At 65.6% G+C, this 24799-nt stretch carries 13 protein-coding genes; 5 read left to right on the top strand and 8 right to left on the bottom strand.

Annotated elements, in window-relative coordinates; genetic code table 11:
• Nucleotides 1–39: 39 nt before the first annotated feature.
• The 3 genes from AX681_RS18565 to AX681_RS18555 all read right to left on the bottom strand — a co-directional run bounded on the left by AX681_RS18565 (nucleotide 40) and on the right by AX681_RS18555 (nucleotide 4994).
• Nucleotides 40–1818, bottom strand: a complete 1779-nt coding sequence (locus AX681_RS18565; RefSeq protein ID WP_066682601.1) for an IlvD/Edd family dehydratase — start codon at nucleotides 1816–1818, stop codon at nucleotides 40–42.
• Entirely contained in the window at nucleotides 1811–2920 is a 1110-nt protein-coding gene (locus tag AX681_RS18560; protein ID WP_231733857.1) for a LacI family DNA-binding transcriptional regulator, read from the bottom strand. The genes AX681_RS18565 and AX681_RS18560 overlap by 8 nt, the downstream gene beginning before the upstream one ends.
• 61 nt (nucleotides 2921–2981) lie before the next feature.
• Nucleotides 2982–4994: an alpha-glucuronidase gene (locus AX681_RS18555; RefSeq protein ID WP_082738148.1), complete on the bottom strand. Its 2013-nt coding sequence runs from the start codon at nucleotides 4992–4994 to the stop codon at nucleotides 2982–2984.
• A 126-nt stretch (nucleotides 4995–5120) separates the two neighbouring features.
• On the opposite strand from AX681_RS18555, the gene AX681_RS18550 reads away from it, so the two are divergent.
• Genes AX681_RS18550 through AX681_RS18535 form a run of 4 tightly spaced genes read left to right on the top strand, consistent with a single transcriptional unit; the run spans nucleotide 5121 to nucleotide 12285 of the window.
• A complete protein-coding gene (locus tag AX681_RS18550; RefSeq protein ID WP_231733856.1) occupies nucleotides 5121–7523 on the top strand; it encodes a glycoside hydrolase family 3 N-terminal domain-containing protein in 2403 nt (800 codons plus the stop codon).
• On the top strand, nucleotides 7520–9901 hold the full coding sequence (locus AX681_RS18545; protein ID WP_066664738.1) for a glycoside hydrolase family 3 N-terminal domain-containing protein: 2382 nt from the start codon (nucleotides 7520–7522) through the stop codon (nucleotides 9899–9901). The genes AX681_RS18550 and AX681_RS18545 overlap by 4 nt, the downstream gene beginning before the upstream one ends.
• A 10-nt stretch (nucleotides 9902–9911) precedes the next feature.
• Nucleotides 9912–11123: a D-mannonate dehydratase ManD gene (gene manD, locus AX681_RS18540; protein ID WP_066664736.1), complete on the top strand. Its 1212-nt coding sequence runs from the start codon at nucleotides 9912–9914 to the stop codon at nucleotides 11121–11123.
• Nucleotides 11124–11139: 16 nt separating this feature from the next.
• Nucleotides 11140–12285 carry an endo-1,4-beta-xylanase gene (locus tag AX681_RS18535; protein WP_066664735.1) on the top strand — a complete coding sequence of 382 codons (1146 nt, stop codon included), beginning with the start codon at nucleotides 11140–11142 and terminating at the stop codon, nucleotides 12283–12285.
• A gap of 142 nt (nucleotides 12286–12427) precedes the next feature.
• Here AX681_RS18535 and AX681_RS18530 read toward each other — a convergent pair whose 3' ends face one another.
• Nucleotides 12428–15769, bottom strand: coding sequence for a TonB-dependent receptor (locus AX681_RS18530; RefSeq protein WP_066664734.1), 3342 nt, complete (start codon nucleotides 15767–15769; stop codon nucleotides 12428–12430).
• 187 nt (nucleotides 15770–15956) lie between these two features.
• Here AX681_RS18530 and AX681_RS18525 point away from each other — a divergent pair, with 187 nt between their 5' ends.
• Nucleotides 15957–17459, top strand: coding sequence for a tryptophan halogenase family protein (locus AX681_RS18525; RefSeq protein WP_082738146.1), 1503 nt, complete (start codon nucleotides 15957–15959; stop codon nucleotides 17457–17459).
• Nucleotides 17460–17706: 247 nt separating this feature from the next.
• Here the strand turns inward: AX681_RS18525 and AX681_RS18520 are convergent, their stop codons facing one another.
• The 4 genes from AX681_RS18520 to AX681_RS18505 all read right to left on the bottom strand — a co-directional run bounded on the left by AX681_RS18520 (nucleotide 17707) and on the right by AX681_RS18505 (nucleotide 24720).
• On the bottom strand, nucleotides 17707–19122 hold the full coding sequence (locus AX681_RS18520; RefSeq protein WP_066656262.1) for a sugar porter family MFS transporter: 1416 nt from the start codon (nucleotides 19120–19122) through the stop codon (nucleotides 17707–17709).
• Nucleotides 19123–19232: 110 nt separating this feature from the next.
• Nucleotides 19233–20273, bottom strand: a complete 1041-nt coding sequence (locus AX681_RS18515) for a DUF2332 domain-containing protein (RefSeq protein ID WP_066656264.1) — start codon at nucleotides 20271–20273, stop codon at nucleotides 19233–19235.
• A gap of 79 nt (nucleotides 20274–20352) precedes the next feature.
• Nucleotides 20353–22152, bottom strand: coding sequence for a methyl-accepting chemotaxis protein (locus AX681_RS18510; RefSeq protein ID WP_082737796.1), 1800 nt, complete (start codon nucleotides 22150–22152; stop codon nucleotides 20353–20355).
• Nucleotides 22153–22224: 72 nt separating this feature from the next.
• On the bottom strand, nucleotides 22225–24720 hold the full coding sequence (locus AX681_RS18505; RefSeq protein ID WP_066656265.1) for a TonB-dependent receptor domain-containing protein: 2496 nt from the start codon (nucleotides 24718–24720) through the stop codon (nucleotides 22225–22227).
• Between the last annotated feature and the right edge of the window lie 79 nt (nucleotides 24721–24799).

Here is a 24799-nt window from a genome sequence, read left to right as displayed (position 1 = left end):
GTCCCCCTCCCCTGCTGCGCAGGGGAGGAATTGAACGGTTCAATGATTATGTCGCGGCAGCGTCTTCGACGTCTGGCGATAGTCCAGTGCGAACTCCAGCACCGCGCCCTCGCCCAGCTGCCCGGTCTTTTCGCGCGCCAACTGCTCCCAGGGCGTGTTGCTCGCCGGAACCTCGGGCAACCCATCGCCCTTGCGCCGCACGATCTCGTCCGCCTCGACCAGCATGTCGCAGCGGCGGGTGTTGAGGTCGATGCGGATCGTGTCGCCGGTGCGCAGCCACGCCAGCCCGCCCCCCGCCGCGCTTTCGGGCGAGGCGTTGAGGATCGAGGGGCTGTCCGACGTCCCCGACTGACGGCCATCGCCGAGCGTCGGCAGCCAGTTCACCCCGCTGCGGATCAGCGCATCGGGCGGCTGCATATTGACCACTTCCGCGGACCCCGGCCAGCCGAGCACGCCGGCCGAACGCATCACGAGGATGCAGTCGGCGTCGATGTTCAGATCGGGATCGTTGATGCGGTGGTGATAATCGTCCGACCCGTCGAACACGATCGCACGCGCCTCGAACACATTCTCCGCACCGGGCCGCGAGAGATAGCGTTTGCGGAACTCCGCGGAGATCACCGACGTCTTCATGATCGCGAAGTCGAACAGATTGCCGCTGAGTACCAGGAAGCCGGCATTCTCCTGCAGTGGATCGGCGAAGGGGCGGATCACCTCACGATCGCGAGCCTCGCTTTCCGCCAGATTCTCCGCGACGCTGCGCCCGGTTACGGTCAGGCAATCGCCGTGCAGCTTCCCCGCCTGCAGCAATTCCCACATGGCGGCGGGCACGCCGCCCGCACGGTGGAAGCGCTCGCCGAGATACTTGCCTGCGGGCTGCATGTTGACGAGCAGCGGCAGGTGATAGCCATGGTCGTACCAGAGCTCCGGCTCCAGCTCGAGGCCCGCATGGCGCGCCATTGCGACGATATGCGGCTGAGCGTTGGACGATCCACCGCACACGGTGACGGTGGCAATGGCATTGAGGAATGCCTCGCGCGTCAGGATCTTCGATGGACGCAGATCCTCCCGCACCATGTCCACGATGCGCTGACCGGTGCGATAGGCGATCTGCCCGCGCTCGCGATAGGGCGCCGGGATCGCCGCGCAGCCGGTGAGCGACAGGCCGAGCGCTTCCGCGACCGCGTTCATCGTCGATGCGGTGCCCATCGAATTGCAGTGCCCGGCCGAGGGCGCGCTGCTGGTCGCGCGGCGCAGAAACTCGGCCTCGTCGATCTCGCCCGCCGCGAGCGCGCGGCGGCTGCGCCAGATCACGGTGCCGGAACCGACCAGCTCGCCTTCATGCCAACCGTCGAGCATCGGCCCGCCCGACAGCACGATCGCGGGGATGTCGACCGTGGTCGCCGCCATCACCTGGCTCGGCGTGGTCTTGTCGCAGCCGGTGGTCAGCACCACGCCGTCGATCGGGTAACCGTTAAGCAGTTCGACCAGGCCGAGATAGGCAAGGTTGCGGTCGAGCGCCGCAGTCGGCCTGCGGCAATTTTCGAAAATCGGATGGACCGGAAACTCGATCGGAATGCCGCCCGCGTCGCGAATGCCGTCGCGCACGCGCTTGGCGAGATCGAGATGGATGCGGTTGCAGGGGCTGAGGTCGCTGCCCGACTGCGCGATGCCGATGATCGGCTTGCCCGACTGCAGCTCTTCGGGCGTGACGCCATAGTTCATGAACCGCTCGAGATAGAGCGCGGTCATGTCCCAGCGTTCGGGATTGTCGAACCAGTCGCGCGACCGCAGCCGCACCGGTGTGTCGTCAGGCATTGGGACTCCGTTTGGGCGAGGCGCGGTGGGCGAGGGTCGGCGCGGAATCCGAATCGCGACGCACCAACGTATAGGGCAAGGTCTTCTGTTCGACCTCCAGCGGCTCGCCGTTGCGCTTGGCCTTGAGGAAGCGCACTGCCGCCGACACGGCCCAGGCGGTCATGCCGCGGATCGGCTGGCGGATCGTGGTGAGCTCGGGCCAAATCGTGCTCGCCATCGCGGTATCGTCGAACCCGCAGACGGTGATGTCGTTGGGCACGTCGAGGTGCAGCCGGTGCGCAACCGCGACGGTCGCCGCGGCCATGTCGTCGTTCGATGCGAAGATCGCGGTCGGGCGCGGATCGACCGAGATCAGCCGCTCCGACGCCTGCATGCCCGAGCGATAGGTGAAGCGACCCTGCGCGATCAGTTCTTCGCGGATCGGAATGCCGGCGGCTTCGAGCGCGGCCTTGTAGCCGTTGAGGCGGCGGCCGCTCGACACCTGTTCGGGGTTGCCGATGATGAAGCCGATGCGGCTATGGCCCAGGTCGATGATGTGCCGCGTCATATCATATGCGGCCTGGAAATCGTCGATCAGCACGGCGGCATGCGATCCGCTCGCCTTGCCGGGGCCGACCGCGATGGCGATGGCACCGGCGTCGGTGATCAGGTCGAGCACGCTCTGGTCGTCGCACAAGGGCGGGGGGAGAATGAAGCCCCTGATCCCGCCATCGATCAGGTGATGGACCAGCGACTTGGCCTCAGCGACATTCTCGCAATTCTGGACGACGAGGTGGATGTCGGCGCGGCTCGCCTCTTCCAGCGCGCCCATCAGGAATTCGCTGAGGTAAGAAGCCGAGGGGTTGTCGAACATCAGTGCGATGCGCAGTTGCTCGCCACCAGCCAGGCTGCGCGCCGCGCGGTTGGGCGCGAAGTTGAGCTTGGCAATCGCGGCCAGCACCTGTTCGCGCGTATTCTCGCGCACATTGCCCTCGCCATTGATCACGCGGCTGACCGTCATCGGCGAGCAATGCGCCTCCGCCGCGACATCGGCGATGGTGGGAGCGCCACCACGGCGGCGGGACGAACGGGGCTTGGCAGATGCGGTAGAGGCCATGATCATGGCACATACGCCCCGTTTGCCCGTCGCAGCAAGCGCAGCGTCACTCGAAGTGGGAGCGCAATCATTCGCCCGGTGCCTCGGGAAAACGCTGCGCCTGGTACCAGGTGAGCGGGTGCGGGGGTGCAGCATGACCGGCGGGCAGCGCGCGACCGGACGTGGCCGACCAGTACGCAAGGCTGGCGTCGCGCCACCATTGCGCCTCGTCGCGCTGGATCGTGAGGAAGTCGGCGACCGCGCGATGGCGCTGCGCATCGACATACGGCGCGAGACTGGCCCAGGTCGCGCGCATCCGCTCGACCGTCGCGATGCCGCGGTCGTAGTGGCGCGGCAGTTCCTCCCACAGCGTCCGCCCATTGCTCAACCGATGGTCCCACGACACGCGGCGGAACCATAGCAGCAGTTCCTCGTCCGCGAGCAACCGCTTGGCCACGTCGGGCGCATATTGGGCGAGCGCGTTGCTGCCGGTGGCGGTCCGGTCAAAGCCGATGCCGTCGCGATCGGCGCGGTGGTAATAGACCGGATTCCATTCGGGCCGGGCGAGGTCCGACACCCACGGCGCGGGGCCATAGTGGTGCCCGGTGCCCATCACATGCGCAAGGCCGAGCGGGGTCATGTAATCGACCACCGCCTCCCGGCTACCCAGCATCATTGGCACGACCGCATTGAGGAATGCCGGGTCGCGGCTGAACGTCAGCGTCGCCCATTCGCGCGCGATCTGCGCACTCGGCAGGCGCGGATCCCACGCCAGGCGGCCAAAGGCATACCAGTTCGCCTGATCGAAATGCGATCCGGTCCAGTTGCGGTCGCTTCCGGTATTGGCAACGCCGGCAATCACGCTGACCGTCCGCGCGACACTGCCGCTGCGCCCGGTGTCGGCGTCGAGCGCCTCCTCGAACAAGGGCGCGAGGAAGGCGAGGTGCGAAGCGAAGCCGAGATATTCCTTGGTAATCTGCAGCTCCAGGCTCAGCCGCGTCTTCGGCATCGCCCCGAACAGCGGGTGGAACGGCTCGCGCGGCTGGAAGTCGATCGGTCCGTTCTTCACCTGAACCACCACATTCGGCGCGAACTTGCCGTCAAGCGGTGCGAACTCGGTGAATGCCTGCTTCGCGCGGTCCTCTCGATTTTCGGCGGCATAAACGAAGGCGCGCCAGATCACGGTACCGCGGTCGCCGATCGCCGCGGCCAGCATGTTCGCGCCATCGGCATGGCTGCGGCCATAATCCTGCGGTCCCGGCTGGCCTTCGGAATTGGCCTTCACCAGAAAACCCCCGAAATCGGGGATCGTCGCGTAGATCTCGTCGGCCTTTGTCTTCCACCAGGCGCGCACGGCAGGATCGAGCGGGTCGGCGACCTTCAGCCCGCCGATGTCGCGCGGCGCGGAGAAGCGGGCGGAGACATAGACGCGGATGCCCCAGGGTCGGAAGGTGTCGGCCAGCGCCTTGATCTTGGCGATATAGCGCGGCTCCAGCATCATCGCGCGCGCGTTGACGTTGTTGATGACGACGCCGTTGATGCCGATCGAGGCATTGGCACGCGCATAATCGGTCATCCGCGCATCGACATGGCCGGGCAGATGCCACCAGTCGAAAATCGACCGCCCGGCATAGCCGCGCTCGACATGGCCGTCGGGATTGTCCCAATGGTTGAGCATGCGCAGGTCATAAGCGGGGCTTTCATCGCGCCGGATCGCGGACAGCGGCTTGCCCTGCCCCAGCTCCCGCAGCAGCGCGAAGACACCGTAAAGAAGACCGGTTTCGCTGGCTGAAGTGATGGCCGGGCCATCGATTTGAAACGCCCCGGCGCGCTCACCCGACCGGGCGCGTTTGCGCAACGTGATCGCGGATTGCGATGCGACGCGCAGCTCGGCAAGCCCGCGTTGCAGCTCCGCGCGCGCCAGCTCGGCGGTCGGCGAATCGCTGCCGATCAATGTGACGGCGACGCGCTCATGCTGCGCAGCATCGCTCAGCGGCGCATTGCGGAGCCACAGCCAATATCCGTCCTCCGCCCGCGCCACACCGCCCGCCGTCAGCGCCATTACGAGCAGCAGCAGGGCACAAAGCCGCGCGATCCCCATCCTCATCCCCTTCGTCGCGCGCCGATCCGATTCCTGCCCGGTCGCGGCTTGACAAGCGCGACTCCGTCATATCATGGTAGCGCTAACAATAAAGACCGTTTTGCGGTTCGATTCAGGAGAGTGATGATGCGAAAGGCTTGGGTCGCCCTGTTGCTGGCGAGCGTATCGGCAGCGCCCGCAGTGATGGCCAGCACGCCTGCCACCCCGGTTGGCGGTGCCGCTCAGGCGACGGCACAACGCCCCCCGGCGGACGCCCCCTATCGCAACGCCGAACTGCCGCTGGAGACGCGCGTCGCCGACCTGCTCGCGCGGATGACGCTGGAAGAGAAGATCGCGCAGATCACCTCGATCTGGGATACCAAGGTCGAGATTCAGGATGCGCAGGACCGGTTCGACCCGGTCAAGGCGACGGCGAAGCATCCGCACGGGATTGGTCAGCTCGCCCGCCCCTCGGACCGCAAGGGTCCGGTGTCGCCCCGCGTCACTCCGCCGCGCAGCATCGCTGACAGCATCGCTTATGTGAATGCGGTGCAGAAATGGGCGGTCGACGGCACCCGTCTCGGCATCCCGGTGCTGTTCCATGAAGAGGCGCTGCACGGGCTCGCCGCACAGGACGCGACCAGCTATCCGCAGTCGATCGGGCTTGCCTCGACTTGGGACCCCGATCTGATCCGCGAGATCAACAGCGCCATCGCGCGCGAAGTGCGGGCGCGCGGCGTCCATCTCGTCCTCTCCCCCGTCGTCGATGTCGCGCGCGACCCACGCTGGGGCCGGATCGAGGAGACGTTCGGCGAGGACCCGCACCTCGTGTCCGAAATGGGCGTCGCCGCGGTCGAGGGGCTGCAGGGCACCAACCGCGCGCGTGTGCTGGGGCCAGGCAAGGTGTTCGCCACGCTCAAGCATATGACCGGCCATGGCCAGCCCGAAAGCGGCACCAATATCGGCCCCGCTCCCATTGCTGAACGCACGCTGCGCGAAGTGTTTTTCCCGCCATTCGAAGCGGTCGTCACGCGCACCGGGGTCGAGGCGGTGATGGCGAGCTATAACGAGATCGACGGCGTCCCCAGCCACGCGAACAAATGGCTCCTGGGAGACGTGCTCCGCGGGGAATGGAAATTCCCCGGCGCGGTCGTCAGCGATTATTATGCGATCGAGCAGATGGTCGGCATCCATCGCATCGCCGGGTCCAATGCCGACGCCGCCAAGCGCGCACTCGCGGCGGGGGTCGATAGCGAACTGCCCAACGCCACGGCCTATTCGACGCTGATCGAACTCGTCCGCAAGGGCGAGGTGAGCCAGGCGGCGATCGATACTGCTACGGCGCGGATGCTGAGCATCAAGTTCCGCGCCGGGCTGTTCGAAAATCCCTACGCCAGGCTCGCGGACACCAAGATCAACCACAGCCCGGAATCGGTCGCACTGGCGCGCACGGCGGCGGCCAAGTCGTTCGTGCTGCTCAAGAATGACGGCGCCGCGCTGCCGCTGTCGCTCGACACGCCGCAGACGATCGCGGTGATCGGGCCCAATGCCGATGTCGCCCGGCTGGGCGGCTATTATGGCATCCCGCCCGAGACAGTGACTCCGCTGCAGGGCATCCGCGCGCTCGTCGGCGACAAGGCGAAGATCGTGCATGCCGAGGGCGTCAAGATCACCGAGAATGACGATTGGTGGGCGGACGAGGTCAAGCTCGCCGACCCGGCCGAGAACCGCAAGCGCATCGCGCAAGCGGTCGAGACCGCGCGCGGCGCGGACACGATCCTGCTGTTCATCGGCGACACCGAGCAGACCAGCCGCGAAGCCTGGGCCGACGCGCATCTGGGCGACCGCGCCAGCCTCGACCTGGTCGGCGAGCAGCAGGAATTGTTCGATGCGATGAAGGCGCTGGGCAAGAAACTGGTCGTCGTCCTCGTCAACGGTCGCCCGCCGTCCTATCCCAAGATCGCCGAACAGGCGGATGCGATTCTCGAAACCTGGTATGGCGGCGAGCAGCAGGGTCATGCCATCGCCGATACGCTGTTCGGGCGGGTCAATCCGGGGGGCAAGCTGCCGGTGACGGTGGCCCGCCATGTCGGGCAGCTGCCGATGGTCTATAACGTCAAGCCGAGCGCGCAGCGCGGCTATCTGTTCGATACGACCAAGCCGCTTTATCCGTTCGGTTACGGCCTCAGCTACACCCGCTTCACCTTGTCCGCGCCGCGCCTGTCGGCCCCGTCGGTCAAGGCGGGGGGCAGCGTCGATGTGCTGGTCGACGTCACCAATGCCGGAGCACGCGAAGGCGATGAGGTCGTACAGGTCTATGTCCGCGACAAGGTCGCGTCGGTAACCCGCCCGATCAAGGAGCTGAAAGCGTTCCGTCGCGTGACGCTCAAGCCCGGCGAGACGCGCACGGTGAAACTCACCCTTGGCCCCGACGCGTTCCAGATGTGGAATATCGACATGAAGCGCGTGATCGAACCGGGCGAGTTCGAGATCATGACCGGCGCCGATTCCGCGACGCTTCAGTCGGTGACGCTAGCGGTGACACCGTGAAGCGTCGCGCCGCGCTGCGCCTGCTCGCCGGGGCATCGGTTGCGGCTGGTGCCATCGCCCTCGCCCCCGCCGCGCACGCTCTTGCTGCACCGCTGTATAAGGACCCGCGCGCGCCGATCCCCGCGCGCGTCGCCGACCTGGTCGGTCGTATGACGCTGGAGGAAAAGGTCGGCCAGATGATCGCCATTTGGGCGCGCAAGGAGGAGGTCATGACCGGCCTCACCTTCGATCCCGGCAAGGCGGCGGCGGCCTATCCGCACGGCATCGGCCATGTCACCCGTCCGTCGGACAAGCGCGGCGTGCCGGGGATTACCGGCGCGTCGGGTGGCACGGCGGCGCGCTGGCGCACCCCGCGCGAGACGGTCGAATTCATCAACGCGATGCAGCGCTGGGCACTCAAAGACACGCGGCTCGGCATCCCGGTGCTGTTCCATGAAGAATCGCTGCACGGCTATATGGCGACCGACGCGACGATGTTTCCGCAGGCGATCGGCCTGGCGGGCGCGTTCGACCGTGATCTGATGCGGCGCGTCCAGTCGGTGATCGCACGCGAGACGCGGGCGCGCGGCGTTCTGTACGTCCTCTCGCCCGTGGTCGATATTGTGCGCGACCCGCGCTGGGGCCGGATCGAGGAGACGTTCGGCGAATGTCCCTATCTCGTCGCCGAGCTGGGCGTCGCGGCGGTCGAGGGGCTGCAGGGGCCGGGCAAGTTCGACCGGCTCGCCGACGGCAAGGTGTTCGCGACGCTCAAGCACATGACCGGCCATGGCCAGCCCGAAAGCGGCAACAATGTCGCCCCGGCGCAACTGTCCGAGCGTGAGCTGCGCGAATATTTCTTTCCGCCGTTCCGCGAGATCGTGAAGCGCACGTCGATCGGCGCGGTGATGCCGAGCTATAACGAGATCGACGGCGTGCCGAGCCACGCCAACACCTGGCTGCTGGGCGATGTGCTGCGCGGCGAATGGGCCTTCGACGGGCTGATCGCGAGCGATTATGGCGCGGTCAACGAACTGGACAGCATCCATCATGTCGCCGCCGATCTGGCCGAAACCGCCCGGCTCGCGCTCGCTGCGGGGGTGGACAGCGAACTGCCCGATGGCATGGCGTACCGCACACTGGTGGATCAGGTGCGCGCGGGCAAGGTCGAGGTGAGCGCGATCGACCGCGCGGTCGCACGGATGCTGACGCTCAAGTTCCGCGCCGGCCTGTTCGAAAACCCCTACGGCGACGCCGCGCTGGCCGAGCGCATCACCGGCAATGCCGAAGCGCGCGCTCTGGCGCTGGAGGCGGCGCGCAAGTCGCTGTGCCTGCTCACCAATGACGGCACGCTTCCCTTTGCCGAGGACAAGGTCCGCAAGCTCGCGGTGATCGGGCCAAACCATGCGATCGCGCGGCTGGGCGGCTATTCGAGCGTCCCGAAACAGACCGTCAGCCTGATCGAGGGGCTGCGCGCGCTAGTCGGCGACACGGTCGAGCTGCTCACCGCGCAGGGCGTATTCATCACCCAGAGCGAGGACCGCTCGGCGAACGAAGTGCTGCTCGCCGACCCGGCGAAGAACCGCGATCTGATCGCGCAGGCGGTCGCGGTTGCGAAGGGCGCGGACGCGATCGTGCTCGCCATCGGCGATACCGAACAGACCAGCCGCGAGGGCTTTGCCAAGAACCATCTCGGCGACCGCACCAGCGTCGATATCGTCGGCGAGCAGAATGAACTGGTCGCGGCGATGGCGGCGCTCGGCAAGCCGCTGGTGATCGCCGCGATCAACGGCCGCCCGCCGAGCTGGCCGAACGTGGTCGCCAAGGCCAATGCCGTGCTGGAATGCTGGTATCCGGGGCAAGAGGGCGGGACCGCGATGGCCGAGGCGCTGTTCGGCCGGATCAACCCGGGCGCGAAGCTGCCGGTGACGGTGATCCGCGACGCCGGGCAGATCCCGTTCCATTATAACCACAAGCCGTCGGCGCGGCGCGGCTACCTGTTCGCCGACAAGTCGCCCTTGTTCCCGTTCGGTCATGGGCTGAGCTACACCAGCTTCGCGATCGGTGCGCCCAGGCTCTCGGCGGCGACGATGCGGCGCGATGGCCAGGTCAGCGTGTCGGTCGAGGTGCGCAACGCGGGCCAGCGCTCGGGCGATGAGGTGGTGCAGTTGTACATCAGCCGCCGCACCGCATCGGTGACGCAGCCGGTGAAGCAGCTCAAGGGGTTTGAGCGGGTGACGCTGCAGCCGGGCGAATCGCGAACGGTGCGGTTCGACCTTGCAGCGGAGACTTTTGCGCTGTGGGACGCAAATATGCGGGAGATCGTCGAGGCTGGCGCGGTTGACATCGGTGTCGGAAGCAGTTCCGCATCGCTTCAGTCGACCCTGCTCACCATCGTCTGAAGGACCGCCAATGCCGAAAATCGTTTCTGCTCGCGTCGTTATCACCTGCCCCGGCCGCAACTTCGTCACGCTCAAGATCGAGTGCGATGACGGCACCACCGGCCTTGGCGACGCGACGCTCAACGGACGCGAACTTTCGGTGGCGAGTTACCTGACCGACCATGTCATTCCGTGCCTGATCGGTCGCGACGCGCACCGGATCGAGGATATCTGGCAGTATCTGTACAAGGGCGCGTACTGGCGCCGCGGACCGGTGACGATGAGCGCGATCGCCGCGGTCGACACCGCCTTGTGGGACATCAAGGGCAAGATCGCGGGACTGCCGCTCTACCAGCTGCTCGGCGGCGCGATGCGCGAGGGGTGCATGGTCTATGGCCATGCCAACGGCGCGACGATCGCGGAGACGATTGAGGCCGCGCTCGACTATCAGCGCCAGGGCTACAAGGCGATCCGGCTGCAATCCGGCGTGCCGGGCCTCGCCTCGACCTATGGCGTCAGCAAGGATCGCTATTTCTATGAACCTGCAGACGCCGATCTGCCGACCGAGAATGTTTGGTCGAGCGAGAAATATCTGCGCTCGGTGCCGCCCCTGTTCGCCGCGGCGCGCGAGGCGCTGGGCTGGGACGTGCATCTGCTGCACGACGTCCACCACCGGCTGACCCCGATTGAGGCGGGGCGGTTGGGCAAGGATCTGGAGCCGTACCGCCCGTTCTGGATCGAGGATTCGACCCCGGCGGAGAATCAGGCGAACTTCCGCCTGATCCGCCAGCACACGACGACGCCGCTGGCGGTCGGTGAGATCTTCAACTCGATCTGGGACTGCAAGGGCCTGATCGAGGAGCAGCTGATCGACTATATCCGCGCGACCGTGGTCCATGCCGGGGGCATCACCCATCTGCGCCGCATTGCTGCGTTCGCCGACCTGCACAATGTGCGCACCGGATGCCATGGCGCGACCGACCTGTCGCCGGTGTGCATGGCCGCGGCGCTGCATTTCGGCCTGTCGGTCCCCAATTTCGGGGTGCAGGAGTATATGCGCCATACCGCCGAGACCGACGCGGTGTTCCCGCATGCCTACAGCTTTGCCGATGGGCTGATGCACCCCGGCGACGCACCTGGCCTCGGCGTCGAGCTGGACGAGAACCTGGCTGCGACCTTCCCCTACAAACGTGCCTATCTGCCGGTGAACCGGCGTGAGGACGGCACGATGCACGAATGGTAAACTTCGAGGAGCCCCGATGAACCCGACCCGCCGCCAGACGCTCGCCGGCCTTGCCGCGCTTCCGCTCGTTACCGCCACATCGGCGGGGGCGAGCATTCCGCCGCCCGGCATCGATGCGGTCGCGCAGCGCAAGGGCCGGCGCTTCGGCACGGCGGTCGCCTGGGCACCGCCGGGCGCGGATGCGGGGTCGTTCAACAATCCCGACTATGCCGCAGTGGTCACGCGCGAATGCGGATTGATCGTCCCCGAAAACGAGATGAAGTGGCAGTCGATCCGCCCCTCCCCCACCGAATATCGCTTCGACCGGTTTGACGCGATGGTCGCCTGGGCGCGCAGCAAGAGTCTCGACGTGCGCGGTCACACCTTGCTGTGGGCGCGGCCGAAATGGTTTCCGACCTGGCTCAACGATTACAATTTCGGGTCGGCGCCCAAGGCGGCGGCCGAGAAAATCCTGACCGACCATATCCAGACGGTGATGCGACGCTACAAGGACACGATCCGCAGCTGGGACGTGGTCAACGAGGCGGTCGATCCCGAAACCTCGGGGCTGGTCGAAACGTCGCTGTCGAAGGCGATGGGCGGGGTCGAGCCGTTGCTGGACCTCGCTTTTCACACCGCGCGCGCGGAAATGCCGAATGCCGAGCTGGTCTATAACGACTATATGAGCTGGGAGCCCGGCAACGAAAAGCACCGCGCCGGCGTGCTCAAGCTGCTCGAAGGCTTCCGCAAGCGCAATGTGCCGGTCGATGCGCTGGGCATTCAGAGCCATATCGAGATGTTCACGCTCGATCCCACCACCGGCCTCGGCCCGCGTCAGGAGCGCGAATGGCGCAAGTTCGTCGATGAGGCGGTGGCCATGGGCTATCGCCTCGTCATCACCGAACTGGACGTCAAGGACAATGCACTGCCCGGCGATCCGGCCGTACGCGACGCGGGGGTGGTCGCCTATCTTCGCGCCTATATGGAACTGATGCTGTCTTACCCGCAGCTGCGCGATGTGCTCGCCTGGGGCATGGTCGACAAATTTAGCTGGCTGCAGGGGTTCGCCCCGCGCAAGGACGGGCTGCCGCAACGCTGCTGCCCCTATGACAGCAGCTTCCGCGCCAAGCCGATGCGGCATGAGCTGGAGCAGTTGTTCGGGGACGCGAAGGCGATCGCTTAGCTTCAGGCATTACGACGGAGGCAAAGATGCTGCGCAGCCCATGCTGCGCAGCATTTTTTGTGCGCCCCCCCCCTCTGTCTCGGACAAAAAAATTGCCGCCGCCCTGCGAGGGGCGACGGCGGGGAGGTTGGGAAGCTAACCCTTAGAAGTTGAAGCGGATCATACCGGTGACGCGGCGGTCGTTCATGTACCAGCCGCGCGGGACGAGGCGGACCGCGCCGGTCTGATCGGTCACCGCCGCGCTCGTCTTCGTCACCGAGTTGGTCAGGTTCACGCCCTGGATACCCAGCTTCAGCTGATCGCTGATCGAGATCGTGATCGACGCGTCCAGCTGACCATAATCTTCCTGGAAGATCGGATCGAACGGCGTGATCACGTCGCGCAGCGTGAGCAGATATTGCGAACGCCAGCTATACGATGCACGCGCCGAGACCGGGCCGATATCGATGAAGGGCGTGATGTTGAAGGTATGCTTCGACAGCCCCTGCAGCGGGAAGTTGGCACCGGTGATCGTCGGCTCACGGCCGGCGGCCACATCGGGATCGGTCTCCGACAGGGTGCTCTGCGGCACACCCTCGCTATCGACATAGGTATAGTTCGCCTGCAGGCCGAGGCCTTTGAGCGGTCCCGGCAGGAAGTCGAACACCTGCTGATAGGCGATTTCGAAACCCTTGATCTTGCCGACATCCTGCGAGTTCACCGGGGTGGTCACCACCGCCTCGAACGTCTGCCCGTTGTTCGTGAAGCTGCGACGCAGCGTGCTGTTGGTCAGCACGTTGCGCAGTTCCTTGTAGAACAGCGACGCCGTCAGCTGGCCGACCCGCGAGAAATACCATTCTGCGGTGAGGTCGAAGTTATCGCCCTCGGTCGGAAGCAGCTCGGGATTGCCCGCGTTGAACGAGCCCTGGACTAGCACCTGGCCCGGCGCGATCGTGCCGTTGGAGCCATAGACGCCGGTGCCGGGGGCGACCGGGGTCACCACGATCGGGATCTGCGACCCGTTGGCGTTGACGCGCGGCACGGCATTGACGTTGACCGGGAAGTAGTTGCGCACCAGGCCGAGCGCGGGCGGGGCAACGCCCTTCGAATAGGCCGCACGGAACTGCAGACCGCCACCCACTTCCAGCTTCAGGTTGAGGCTGGGGAGCCAATAGTCATAGTCGATGTCGAAGCTGTTCGCGACCGTGGCACCGTTCAGGAACGCGTTGATACTGGTCAGCTGGGCCGGGGTTAGTGCGCACAAGGCGTTGACCGAACCACCCGCACCGCTGAGCGCATTGTTGATCGAATCCCGGCAGGTATCCGCGGTCGGCAGGTTGGTCGCGAACGGGAATTCGGCGAAGCCCTGCGACTTGCGGTTGGTCGTCGTATAGCGCACGCCGACATTGCCGCTGAGCTTGAAGCCGTTGTCGAACTCGTTGCCGAAGCGCAGCATCAGATATGCCGCCTTGTTGATCTCCTGCTGCGGATTCACTTCACCCGGCGTGAACGGGGTGCCCGCGATCGCATTCGGACGATCCGCCAGCGAGCGCCATCCACCATTGATCTGTCGGCCGCCCGCGCCTGCCACGGTGGGTTCCCACTCGCGGTTGATGCGGTTGGCATAGTCGATATAGGCCTGGTAGTAGGTCGTGCTGTTGATGTTCGAGAACAGACGGCACTGGCCGCCCAGCGGATTGCTCACCGAACCGCGGAAGAAATCCTGGAAGCAGAAGGCTTCATAGCCCTGCGGCGCGGTGCCGCCATTCCCGCCGGTGACGTTGTCGACCGGATCGTTGAGCCACACCGGCCCGCCATTGCCCCACTGCTCGCTCAGGCGCCCCCAGTTATAGGACGAGAAGCGCGCAACCTGATCGCGGTCGGCATAACGGCCGCCGACACGGACCGACTTGAAGAAGCCGTCCTCCGGGAACGACAGTTCGGCATCGAGGCGGAATGCGTCCGAATTGCCGGTGCTTGCCTCGATATGGTCCATCGCCGAGCGATAGAAGGTGTTGTACGGATCGGAGAAGCTCTGGTGCGTGCCCGTATAATAGGACGGGTAGTTGGCCGAGCCGCCCGGTGCGCCGGTGCACGGCAGGGTCGGGCAGCTTTGCGGTGCGCGGAACTCGACCGTCGGGAAGTCGCTCCCGTTCAGCCGGATCGCGGCGTCCTGGTAGGAGGACGTCCACAGGCCATTGTCGAGCACGTCGACGAACGAGTCGACATGCTGATAGTCGAAGCTGACGCTCAGATTGTCGGCCACCTGATAGCGGAAGTTGAAGCCGTAATCGTCGGTCACCGCACGCTCGTCACGATCGCGGCGGATATTGTTCGACTGCAGGCCCATTGCCGGCGTGCGGATGTCGCCGGCGGTGTTCTGGTCAGCGCGCCAGCCGGTCGGGCCGGTGATGACGCCGCTTTCGAACAGGCCCGAGGAATCGAACACGATCGACGTCCCGTCGCGGGCGCGCGAGTCGCCGTTCGACGTCACGTTGTCGGTCGCGATTTCCATCGTACGCTCGGTCCAGGCCTGACGCGCGTCGGAGCGCAGGAACTGGAAGGTCGCTTCGGCGCGGCGATCCGTGCTGCGCCACTGGGCAGCTGCAGCAAAGCCGATGCGACGGCGATCGAATTCCTGATTGCCGATCACCGCGCCGCGCGGGAACAGCCCGCTGCCGCGCTGCGTCGCAGTGCCGAACGGGACCACGTCGGTGCGGGTGCCATCCGAGTAGATCGGGCGCACGCGGAAGCTCGACACCTGGAAACGGTCGGCGCGCGAGAACAGCTGCGAGTAGGACACGCTGCCGAGCAGGCCGATCTCGCCGATCCCCGTATCCCAGGTGTTGCTGACCACCAGTGCGGCGGTCGGCGACGCCTTTTCGATGAAGTCCGAATAGTTGAGCTCGAGCGAACCGGCGAGCACGAAGCCCTTCTTGTCGAACGGCAGGCGCGTGCGCAGATTGACGACGCCGGCGATGCCGCCCTCGATCCGATCCGCCGACGGGCTCTTGAACACGTCGACGCCGCCCAGCAGTTCGGACGGCACGTCGGCGAAGCTCAGCGCGCGACCGTTATTGGCGGTGAACGCTTCACGGCCGTTGAACTCGGAGCGGACATAGGTGAGGCCGCGCACCACGACGCCCGAACCTTCGACCGAGAAGTGGTCGGGGTCGACGCCCGCCGCGAAGCGGTTGATCGAGATACCGGGGATACGCTGCAGCGTTTCGGTCACCGAGCGATCGGGCAGCGCGCCGATATCTTCGGCGGTCACCGAATCGACGATCGTGTCCGACGTCCGCTTGCGTTGCTGTGCGCTTTGCAGCGACTCACGGAAGCCCGTGACGACCACGGTATCCGGATCGGTGGCTTCCTCAGCAGCCGGCGCTTCCTGCGCCCATGCTGCGGTCGGAACGGCCAACGCTGTCATCAGCGCGGCGGTGGAAACTCCTAGACCCCATGCAGCACGACCCTCGGCGCGCGCACGCTTCCGCCAATTCGACATCCATCCCCTCCTCGTTCGAGAGCCTTCACGGCCCCTCTGCATGCTACGCCGCCTAAGGTAGCGCTAACATTTCTTCGTCTTAAGCGAACGCGCAGCTTTCGGCAAGAGATGTTGTGCGCTACCACAAAGAAAATGACGCGTATGTTGCAGCGATGCTGCACGCCATTCTGTGGGGAGGCAATTCGACGTGGCGGAACGAATCCGGTCGATCGTAATCGTGGGCGGCGGCACCGCGGGATGGATGACGGCGGCCGCAATGGCGCGCATTCTCGGCCCCGAATATGCGACGATCACCCTGGTCGAGTCGGACGCAATCGGAACGGTCGGCGTCGGCGAGGCCACCATTCCCCAGATTTGCACGTTCAACCGCCTGCTCGGCATCGACGAGAATGACTTCGTCCGCCGTACCAAGGGAAGTTTCAAGCTGGGGATCGAGTTCGTCGACTGGGGCGGGCTGGGCCGGCGCTATTTCCACCCGTTCGGGAAGTACGGGATCGATATGGAGGGCGTGTCCTTCCACGCCTATTGGCAGCGCCTGGCGCATGAGCCGCCATTCGCCAATGTCGATGCCTTTTCGCTGATGGCAAGCGCGGCGCACGCCAATCGCTTCATGCCGCCGATCGATGCCGGCAATTCGCCGCTGTCCGGCATCGCCTATGCCTATCATTTCGATGCCGGGCTTTATGCGCTGTACCTGCGCGAACTGGCCGAAGCCATGGGCGTCAAGCGGATCGAGGGCCGCATCGTCGATGTCGAACGCGACGGCGAGAGCGGCCACATCGCCGCCGTCGCGCTCGAATCGGGCGAGCGGGTGGCGGGCGAGCTGTTCATCGACTGCTCGGGCTTTGGCGGGTTGCTGATCGGCAAGACGCTTGGCGTGCCTTATGTCGACTGGTCGGCGCAGCTGCCGTGCAACCGTGCGGTCGCGGTGCCATGCGCGTCGGTGCCGGGCGGCCTGACCCCGTTCACCCGATCGACCGCGCGCAAGGCCGGGTGGCAATGGCGCATCCCGCTGCAGCATCGCACCGGCAACGGCATGGTCTATTGCAGCGACTATATGAGCGACGACGAGGCGGCGGCGACGTTGCTCGGCAATCTCGATGGCGAAGCGCTGGCCGACCCGCGCTTCATCCGCTTTACCACTGGGCATCGCGAACGCTTCTGGGACGGCAATTGCGTGTCGATCGGGCTGTCGGCCGGGTTCATGGAGCCGCTCGAATCGACCAGCATCTGGATGATCCAGAGCGGCATCGCGCGGCTGTTGTCGAACTTCCCCGATTCGACCTTCGCGGAAGCCGAGCGCGCGCGTTACAACCGGCTGATGATCGAGGAGAGCGAGCTGATCCGCGACTTCCTGATCCTGCATTATTGCGCCACGGATCGCACCGATTCGCCCTTCTGGGACTATTGCCGTACGATGCCGATCCCCGAGCGGCTGGCGGAGAAGATCCGCGTGTTCGAAAGCTCAGGCCGCTGCTTCCGCGAGCATGAAGAGCTGTTCAACGACACCAGCTGGTTCGCGGTGATGGTGGGACAGGGAATGCGCTGGGGCCGCCACGATCCGGTCGCGGAATTGCTCTCGCTCGCCGAAACGCGCGACCGGCTGGCGCATATCGCCGGCGCGGTGGCGAAGTCGGTCGACTATATGCCCGACCATGCCGAGTATATCCGGCAGAATTGCGCGGCGTGAATCCGCAGGCTGCAGAACGCCTTCGCAATCCTTCCCCGCCAGGGGGAGGTGGCGCCGAAGGCGACGGAGGGGCAGGACGGCTGCGTCCTTGAGCCTCTTGCGTCGTGCTTCCTCCCCCTCCGTCACGCTGCGCGTGCCACCTCCCCCTTGCGGGGGAGGATTTTTGGACGCCACCGCCACCGCCAAGCCAAAAAAGAAGGGGCGGGAGTTGCCTCCCGCCCCTGCCCCCTTTTGATGGTCGGCCCGATCAGCCTTCCATGTCCTCGAGCTCGCGGCCCTTGGTTTCCTTGATGAAGCGCTGGACCAGGAAGAAGCTGATCACCGCACACACCGCGTAGAAAGTATAAGCCCCCGCCAGGCTCCACGTCGCCATCGTCGGGAAAGTCTGGGCGATGAGATAGTTGGCGAACCACTGAAAGAAGCCCGCCACTGCCAGCGCCGATCCGCGGATCTGGTTCGGGAACATCTCGCCCAGCATCACCCACATCACCGGGCCCCAGCTGACGTTGAAGAAGATCACGTAGAGATTGGCCGCGACCACCGCGATCATGCCCAGTTCCGACGACAGCGCCAGCTTGCCGCTGGCATCGAGCGAACCCTGGCTGAACGCGTACACCATCACGAACAGCGTCACCGCCATGCCGGCCGAACCGATCAGCAGCAGCGGCTTGCGCCCGATCTTGTCGATCACCGCGATGGTGATGAAACACGCCGCGATCGACACACCGCCAGAGACGATGTTGATCATCAGCGAATCCTGCTCGGTAAAGCCGGCCAACTGCCACAGCGTCGCGCCGTAATAGAAGATGACGTTGATGCCGACGAGCTGCTGGAACACCGCCAGCATGATGCCGACCCACACGATGCTGCGGATGCCGAGGAAACCGCCCGTGCCCTTCGACAGGATGTCGCTGAGGCGCGGATTGTGATCGTTCGAGAAGCTCGCCTTGATCTCGCCCAGCTTGGCGGTGCCGGCTTCGGCACCGAACAGGTTGGTCAGCACGGTCAGCGCCTCGGCATCGCGGCCCTTGGCGACGAGGTAACGCGGGCTTTCGGGGATGAAGAACAGCGCGATCAGGAACACCGCGGCGGGCAACGCCTGCATCAGGTACATCCAGCGCCACGCTTCGATATCTGCCCAGAACAGCGCGAGCGACGACCCCGCCGCCTGGGCGAGATAATAGTTCACAACGAAAGCCGCGGTCAGGCCGGTGATGATCATCACCTGCTGCACCGTCGTCATCCGGCCGCGAATATTCGCCGGAGCGACTTCGGAGATATAAGCAGGCGACAACACCGATGCTGCGCCCACTGCCATGCCGCCGACAATGCGGGCGATGACGAAAATCGTCTGGTCATGCGCAAACCCCTGCACGAGCGCACCGACGAGGAACAGCACCGCCGCGAGCCGCATCACGTTGCGGCGCCCCATCTTGTCAGCCAGCGTCCCGGCGAAGAACGCGCCGATGAAGCACCCGATCAGCAGCGAGCCGACGGTAAAGCCCAGCGTCGTATCGTTGAGCGTGAAGGCCGATTTGAGCCCGTCCTGCGTGCCGTTCACGGCACCGCTGTCATAGCCGAATAGCAAGCCGCCGATCGTCGCGACCGCGACGATGGCGAAGACGAGGCCGGTATTGGCCTGCGTGGACGGTGATTGGCTCAACGCGCTTCTCCCTCTCCCTGACGCGGTGCGTCCGCGCTTATGTTAGCGCTACCTAAACGCGAAACCGCGTGCTGCGCAAGAGGAGATGCTGCGCGGAATCTCGGCGCGCTTCAACCGTGCCAGTCGAACCATTCGCCATAGGGATGGCAGGTGGCGAGCACGCGGCGCACCCCATCCGGCCAGCAGGTCAGCGCGAGTTCGACCCGCTCGCGCCCCGGCGTCCATTCGAGGCTGAGCCAGGTCAGCGGGCGCGTCGCCGTCGCGCGGGCACCTGCAGCATGGATCGCATCGACCAACGCGGCCCGAGCCGTGCGGTCGAGATATTGGATCACCATCGAATGAAACACGACGCGGCACACGCCGTCGGCCTGCGGTTCGGCGAGCTGATCGGGCAGCCACAGCGTTGCATCGGCGCGGGTCAGCGCCGGCGGATGCGTCCGCGCCAGCCGCAGCGCGGCCTTGAGTCGCTCGATGCGTCGTGGCTGGTCTGCCCAGACGAAGGACAAGAGCCGCTCGCGCGCGCGCCGGTCATTGGCGCAGAGCGGGTTGAGATCGACGCCGCGCGCCTGCACGACCTCGATCGGTGCCGCGACCGGTGTCATGCCGCGCCATTCGGGCGCGATCCGCACCGGCGAGTCGGGATCGCCCGCCACTACCGCGCCCAATTCGTAGCGATAGCGGGCAAGGTTGAGGTTGAGGCCGCAGCTCGACCCGATTTCCAGCAGTTCCACTGGCATGTCGGTACGCACCCGCAATGCCATCAATGCCGCCGCAAAGCCGGCGGCGCGCGCCACTTCGTTGGTCTGGGTCGGCGCGTGCATCCAGCCGACGATGAACCGGTCATGGGTGGCCAGTGCGGTGCCGATCGCCCGGTCGAAATCGTCATGCTCGCGCTGATAGAGCGCGCTCAGATCCGCGACATCGCCGCGCCGTGCCAGTGCGTGCAGCGCTGCGTTGAAGCGCATCGCCAGCGCCGCTGCCGACGGATCGTCGGGCCAACCTTCGATCAGGGCGGCGGTCTGCGGCGCGCGGTGCAGCTGGCGATCGCCCGCCTCCAGCACCGACGCAACGAAATCGGACCCGAGGGCGCGGATGACCCGAGATTGGCGGCGCAGCTCCCCCTGGGAACCAACGCGCGTCATCATGTTCATTCAACGTCCCCCCACCGCGCGACCGCGATGCTACGCATTTCACCCGTCGGGCCGCGGACGACACCACGGCCCGATCCTGTCACGCCACGTCCCGGATGCTGCCCGCCATCGTCCGTTCCAGGCGATTGTGCATCGCATGGACCGGACTGCGGCCGCCGCCTTCGACCGTGAACTGTCCGGCCTGATCCGCCAGATGGCTGACCTCATTGGCCAGTTCGCGCGCGGCGGTGGAGCTTTGCTCGACCATTGCGCTGGTCTGCCGCGTGGTCTGATCCATCGTGCTGATCGCGGAGCTGACCTCCGTGATCGCGAAGGACTGGGCGTGATTGTCCTGCGCAATCTTGTCGAGCAGCGAGTGAACCTCGTTCACATCGGTCGAGATATCGACCAGCGCGCTGTCGACCTTCTGCACCATCTCGACCGCGGCGACGATGTCCGTCTGGGTCGCGGTGAGCTGGTCGCGCGCACGCCCGGCCTCTTCCTCGGCGCGCATGGCAAGCGCGGAGACGAGATCGGCGACGACCGCGAAGCCGCGACCTGCCTCACCGGCGCGACCCGCTTCGACCGCAGCATTCATCGCGAGCACGCGCGTCTGGAACGCGATCTTGTCGAGCCCCTCGATCACGCTGTCGATACCCTTGGCGCTGTCGGCCACGCGGCCCATTGCCGCGACTGCCCCCTCTGCGACCGAGCGGCCATTGGCGACGGTGCCGATTGCGCCATTGGCGCGCTCGACCGTCTGACCCGCGGCGGCGGCGGTGGTCTTGAGCCGCTGGTCCATCTGGACGATCGCGGCGGAGGTTTCCTCAAGGCTCGCGGCATTCGCCTCGGTCCGGCGTGCGAGATCCTCGGATGCTTCGGCGATCCGGCCCGAACCGGAATGGATCGACGAGGTCGCCTCCAGCACCGACGCGATCAGGCCGCGCAGGCTGGTAACAGCGGCGTTGAAATTGGCCTTCACCGCGGCATAATCGGCGGGGAAGTCGGCATCGATCTGCGCGGTCAGATTTCCGTCGGCAAGTTCGGACAGCTGCGCCGAGACGACCTCGACCACCATCTTCTGCTCGGCTTCGGCCTTGGCCGCCGCCGCGTCGGTCGCCTGCTTGGCGATGGCGGCGTCACGGAAGACGAGCACCGCGCGGGCCATGTCGCCGAGTTCATCGGCGCGATCCGCTCCATCGACATCGACGTCGTTGCGGCCCGAGGCGAGCGTGCTCATCGTGCCGGTCAACGCCGAAATCGGCGTGGCAATCGCGCGGCTCAGCAGCCAGGCGAGCCCGATCGCAAGGCCGATCAGTGCGATGCCGCCGACGATCAGCACCGTCGTTGCGGTGTCCATCGCCTTTTCCTGTGTCGCCGATCCTTCCTCGATCGTGGCGAGTTCGGCATCGCGCACGTCGCGCAGCGGCGTGACCGCAGCGCTGACCAGCACCGCCTTGCCCGCCGCCTGAACCTCGGCCTGCGCGCCGGCGAGATCGCCGCCATCGACGCGCTTGATCAGCCGGTCGCCCCATTTGGCGCGCCAGTCGAGCGTTTCCTTGCGCGAGGTCTTGACCGCTTCGACCAGCTTGGGGTCGGTCAGTTCCGCCTCAAGCTCGGCCGATGCCTTGTCGTAATCGACGCGCCCTTCCTCATAGGATTTGAGATAGGTCTTGTCCCCGGTGACAAGATAGCCGCGCATCTGACTGTTCTGCCGCAGCAGCGCGGTTTCGAGCGCGAGCGCCTTGGCATAGCGGCTCTGCGCAGCGCTGTTGGCGTCGGTGACCGACCGGATCATCGAGATGTTCGAGAAGAACACCGCCATCATTACCGCAGCGGAGGCACAGATGAGCAGGAAGGAGAGGCCCAGCTTTCGTGGGATCTTCAGGGATTGCAGCATGAATGTGCTTCCGGTGCAATGAACGGGTAAACGGGGAGGTGCCGGGACGCGCACGCCCCGGCACCGATTGCGTCAGAAGGAGAAGCGGATCGAGCCGGCCACCGTGCGCCCGTTGAGCGCGCGCGCGGTGACGATGCCGGTTGCCGGGATCGCCGCCTGGTTGACGTCGGTCAGCGCGAGCGTGTCGAACAGGTTGTTCGCGGTCACGCTCAGCTGGACATTGTCGGTCACCCGCACCTGCACAAAACCGTTGACCAGCGTATAGCCCGGCAGGCGGAGCTGGTTGGTGTCCTGCGCGAAGCTGCCAGTGGTGCCGACGATATTGGCACCGACGGTGAAGCGCTTGTCCTCATATTGCGCGGTGGTCTGATAGATCAGGTCCGGCTGGTGGCGCGGCGTGTTGCCGACAGCTGCCGGATTGAACTGGTCCTTGGCGATTTCCGCCTTGGTCCAGGTCGCGCCCGCCGTGACGCTGAACGGTCCATATTGATAGCCACCCTCGAACTCGAGACCATAGGCCTCATAGGTGCGATAGATGCGCTGAACCTGGGTGGCGCCGCTGGCATCGGTGTTGATCTGCATGTTGCGCTCGTCGGTGCTGGCCCAGAACCCAGTGAGGTTCAGGGTCAGGTTCGACTTGCGGAACTTAACGCCGCCTTCAGCCTGCTTGACCAGGTCATAGCCATCGGCCTGATCGAACAGCCCGCCGCTGACCGGGTTGTAGGCCGGGGTGAACAGCGGACCGGTCGCCGCGCCGCGGCCACCGCGGCTGTAGCGCGCGAAAACGGCCATTTCTTCGGCAACACGATAGTTCGCGCCCGCCGTGTAGCTGACATAATCATAGTCGAAATCGACCGGAGCCGGCGCGGCCAGCGGAAGGAAGCCCGCCCGCGTTTCCGCCGGGGTGATGATGCCGTCGCCATTGATGTCGAACGGCACGATCGGGGTACGCCCGCCGCCCAGCTCGCCGCCATAGATCGAACCTTGGGCCTTGCCGCTATTGAAGCGGATGCTGCCGCCGATCGCGACCTTGCCGATGTGGAAGTTGACCGAGCCGTACGGCGCGTTGGTGTCGAACTCGACATCGAATTTGCGGCGATAGCCGGTGGTGACGAGCGCGGCGCTATAGGCAAACACGCCATTGTCGGTCTGCGGGATTCCGCCCGCGGTGCGGATGTTGACGAGCGACGCTGCGCCCTCACCATGTACATCGCTGATCACGGAGGTGAACAGCCAGTCGGTGTTGACCGACTGACGCGACTTGTAGAAGCCGGCGGTGAAGGTCAGCTTGCCGCCTGCGACATCCCATACGCGGCTGGCGCGGATGTCGTTGGTCATATTGTCGAGGCTGTTGACCTGAATGTTCATGAGCAGCGACGCCGCGAGCAGACCATTGCCGTTGACCGTCAGCGGGTTGATCGCCTGACCGGCATTGGGGCCGGTGGCATAGCTGAGCGTCGCACCCGGACCGCCGAGCGACGGGGCAAGGCCAGCCGCGGGCGCAATCGTAAGCGGGAAGTTCTGCAGCATCTGGCCCGAAATGTCGGAGAAGCGGAAGCGCTCGGTAATCGTCCAGCCGGCGACATCGACCTGGGCTTCCAGACCGACGGCTTTCACCACCGGGTTCACCCCGTCGCGCATGTCGAAGCTGCGCACCTGGTTGGAGCCGTCGCGCGTCACCTGCGTCGGGATGTTGGCCGACAGCATCGTGTCGTGGCGAATGTCGAAATTCGCGACATTCGTATAGACCGGCTTATCGTTGGTGCCGGTCACGCGCAGCGGCGAGAAATAATAGGCCGGGGTGCGGTCGTCCAGATACTTGCCGTGCAGGCGGATATAGCCGTTGGGCAGTTCCTTGGTGATATTGGCCTTGAACTGGCCGCCGCGATGGGCCGAATAGCCGGTCGCGCGCGCACCTTCGCCCTCGCGATAAAAGCCGCCGACCTGATAGCGCAGCGTCTCGCTGACGCGGCCACCATAATCGAAATCGACGCGATAAAGTTCTTCGCCGATACCGGTGGTCGCCGAGATCGCGCCGCCCTCTTCCTCGCCCGTCTTGGTGATGAAGTTGATGACGCCGCCGGGCGCGTTCGACGCGAAGGTCGAGGACGACCCGCCACGGATCGCCTCGACCGCCTTCAGGTTCGAATCCACGCGCAGGAACATGTCCGCGCCAAGGAACGAGAAGTCGCCGAATTCGAGGATCGGCAGGCCATCTTCCTGGAACTGCAGATATTTCGAGCCGATCGACGCGAGCGGAAGGCCGCGGATCGTGTAGCTGTTATTGGCCACGCCCGCCGACGCCTCGACGCGGATGCCGGGGATGTTGCGCACGACCTGTGCGACCGAGGTTGCGTCGAGCTTTTCGATCTCCTCGCCGCGCAACGCGCTGGTCGAGGTTGCCTGGTCGAGACGGTCGCGGCCCTTGGCGACGCCGGTCGAGAAGACTTCCTTTTTCGGCTCGGCGCCCTGCTGCGCCGCCGGCTCGGCCGGATCGGCATCGCGTGCATGCGCCGGCGCGATCAGCGCCAGCGGCGCGACGGCCAGGAGGAGAAAATTTTTCGTCATTGTGCGTGCCCACCCTTGATTTCGGTGCCTGAGCCTTCTGCCCTGGCGGTTCCCATGTTCCCGCCAGTGCGCAGAAATA

Origin of the sequence: Sphingomonas sp. CCH9-E2, from assembly GCF_001557215.1 — a bacterium.
Lineage (GTDB): Bacteria > Pseudomonadota > Alphaproteobacteria > Sphingomonadales > Sphingomonadaceae > Sphingomonas.
The sequence above is the reverse complement of the archived record's forward strand: the minus strand, read 5'-3'. Positions and strand labels throughout refer to the sequence as shown.

Coding starts and splice junctions, on each gene's coding strand:
- AX681_RS18565 (WP_066682601.1), bottom strand. CDS start 1,818: ATGCCTGACGACACACCGGTGCGGCTGCGGTCGCGCGACTGGTTCGAC.
- AX681_RS18560 (WP_231733857.1), bottom strand. CDS start 2,920: ATGATCATGGCCTCTACCGCATCTGCCAAGCCCCGTTCGTCCCGCCGC.
- AX681_RS18555 (WP_082738148.1), bottom strand. CDS start 4,994: ATGGGGATCGCGCGGCTTTGTGCCCTGCTGCTGCTCGTAATGGCGCTG.
- AX681_RS18550 (WP_231733856.1), top strand. CDS start 5,121: ATGCGAAAGGCTTGGGTCGCCCTGTTGCTGGCGAGCGTATCGGCAGCG.
- manD (WP_066664736.1), top strand. CDS start 9,912: ATGCCGAAAATCGTTTCTGCTCGCGTCGTTATCACCTGCCCCGGCCGC.
- AX681_RS18535 (WP_066664735.1), top strand. CDS start 11,140: ATGAACCCGACCCGCCGCCAGACGCTCGCCGGCCTTGCCGCGCTTCCG.
- AX681_RS18530 (WP_066664734.1), bottom strand. CDS start 15,769: ATGTCGAATTGGCGGAAGCGTGCGCGCGCCGAGGGTCGTGCTGCATGG.
- AX681_RS18515 (WP_066656264.1), bottom strand. CDS start 20,273: ATGAACATGATGACGCGCGTTGGTTCCCAGGGGGAGCTGCGCCGCCAA.
- AX681_RS18510 (WP_082737796.1), bottom strand. CDS start 22,152: ATGCTGCAATCCCTGAAGATCCCACGAAAGCTGGGCCTCTCCTTCCTG.
- AX681_RS18505 (WP_066656265.1), bottom strand. CDS start 24,720: ATGACGAAAAATTTTCTCCTCCTGGCCGTCGCGCCGCTGGCGCTGATC.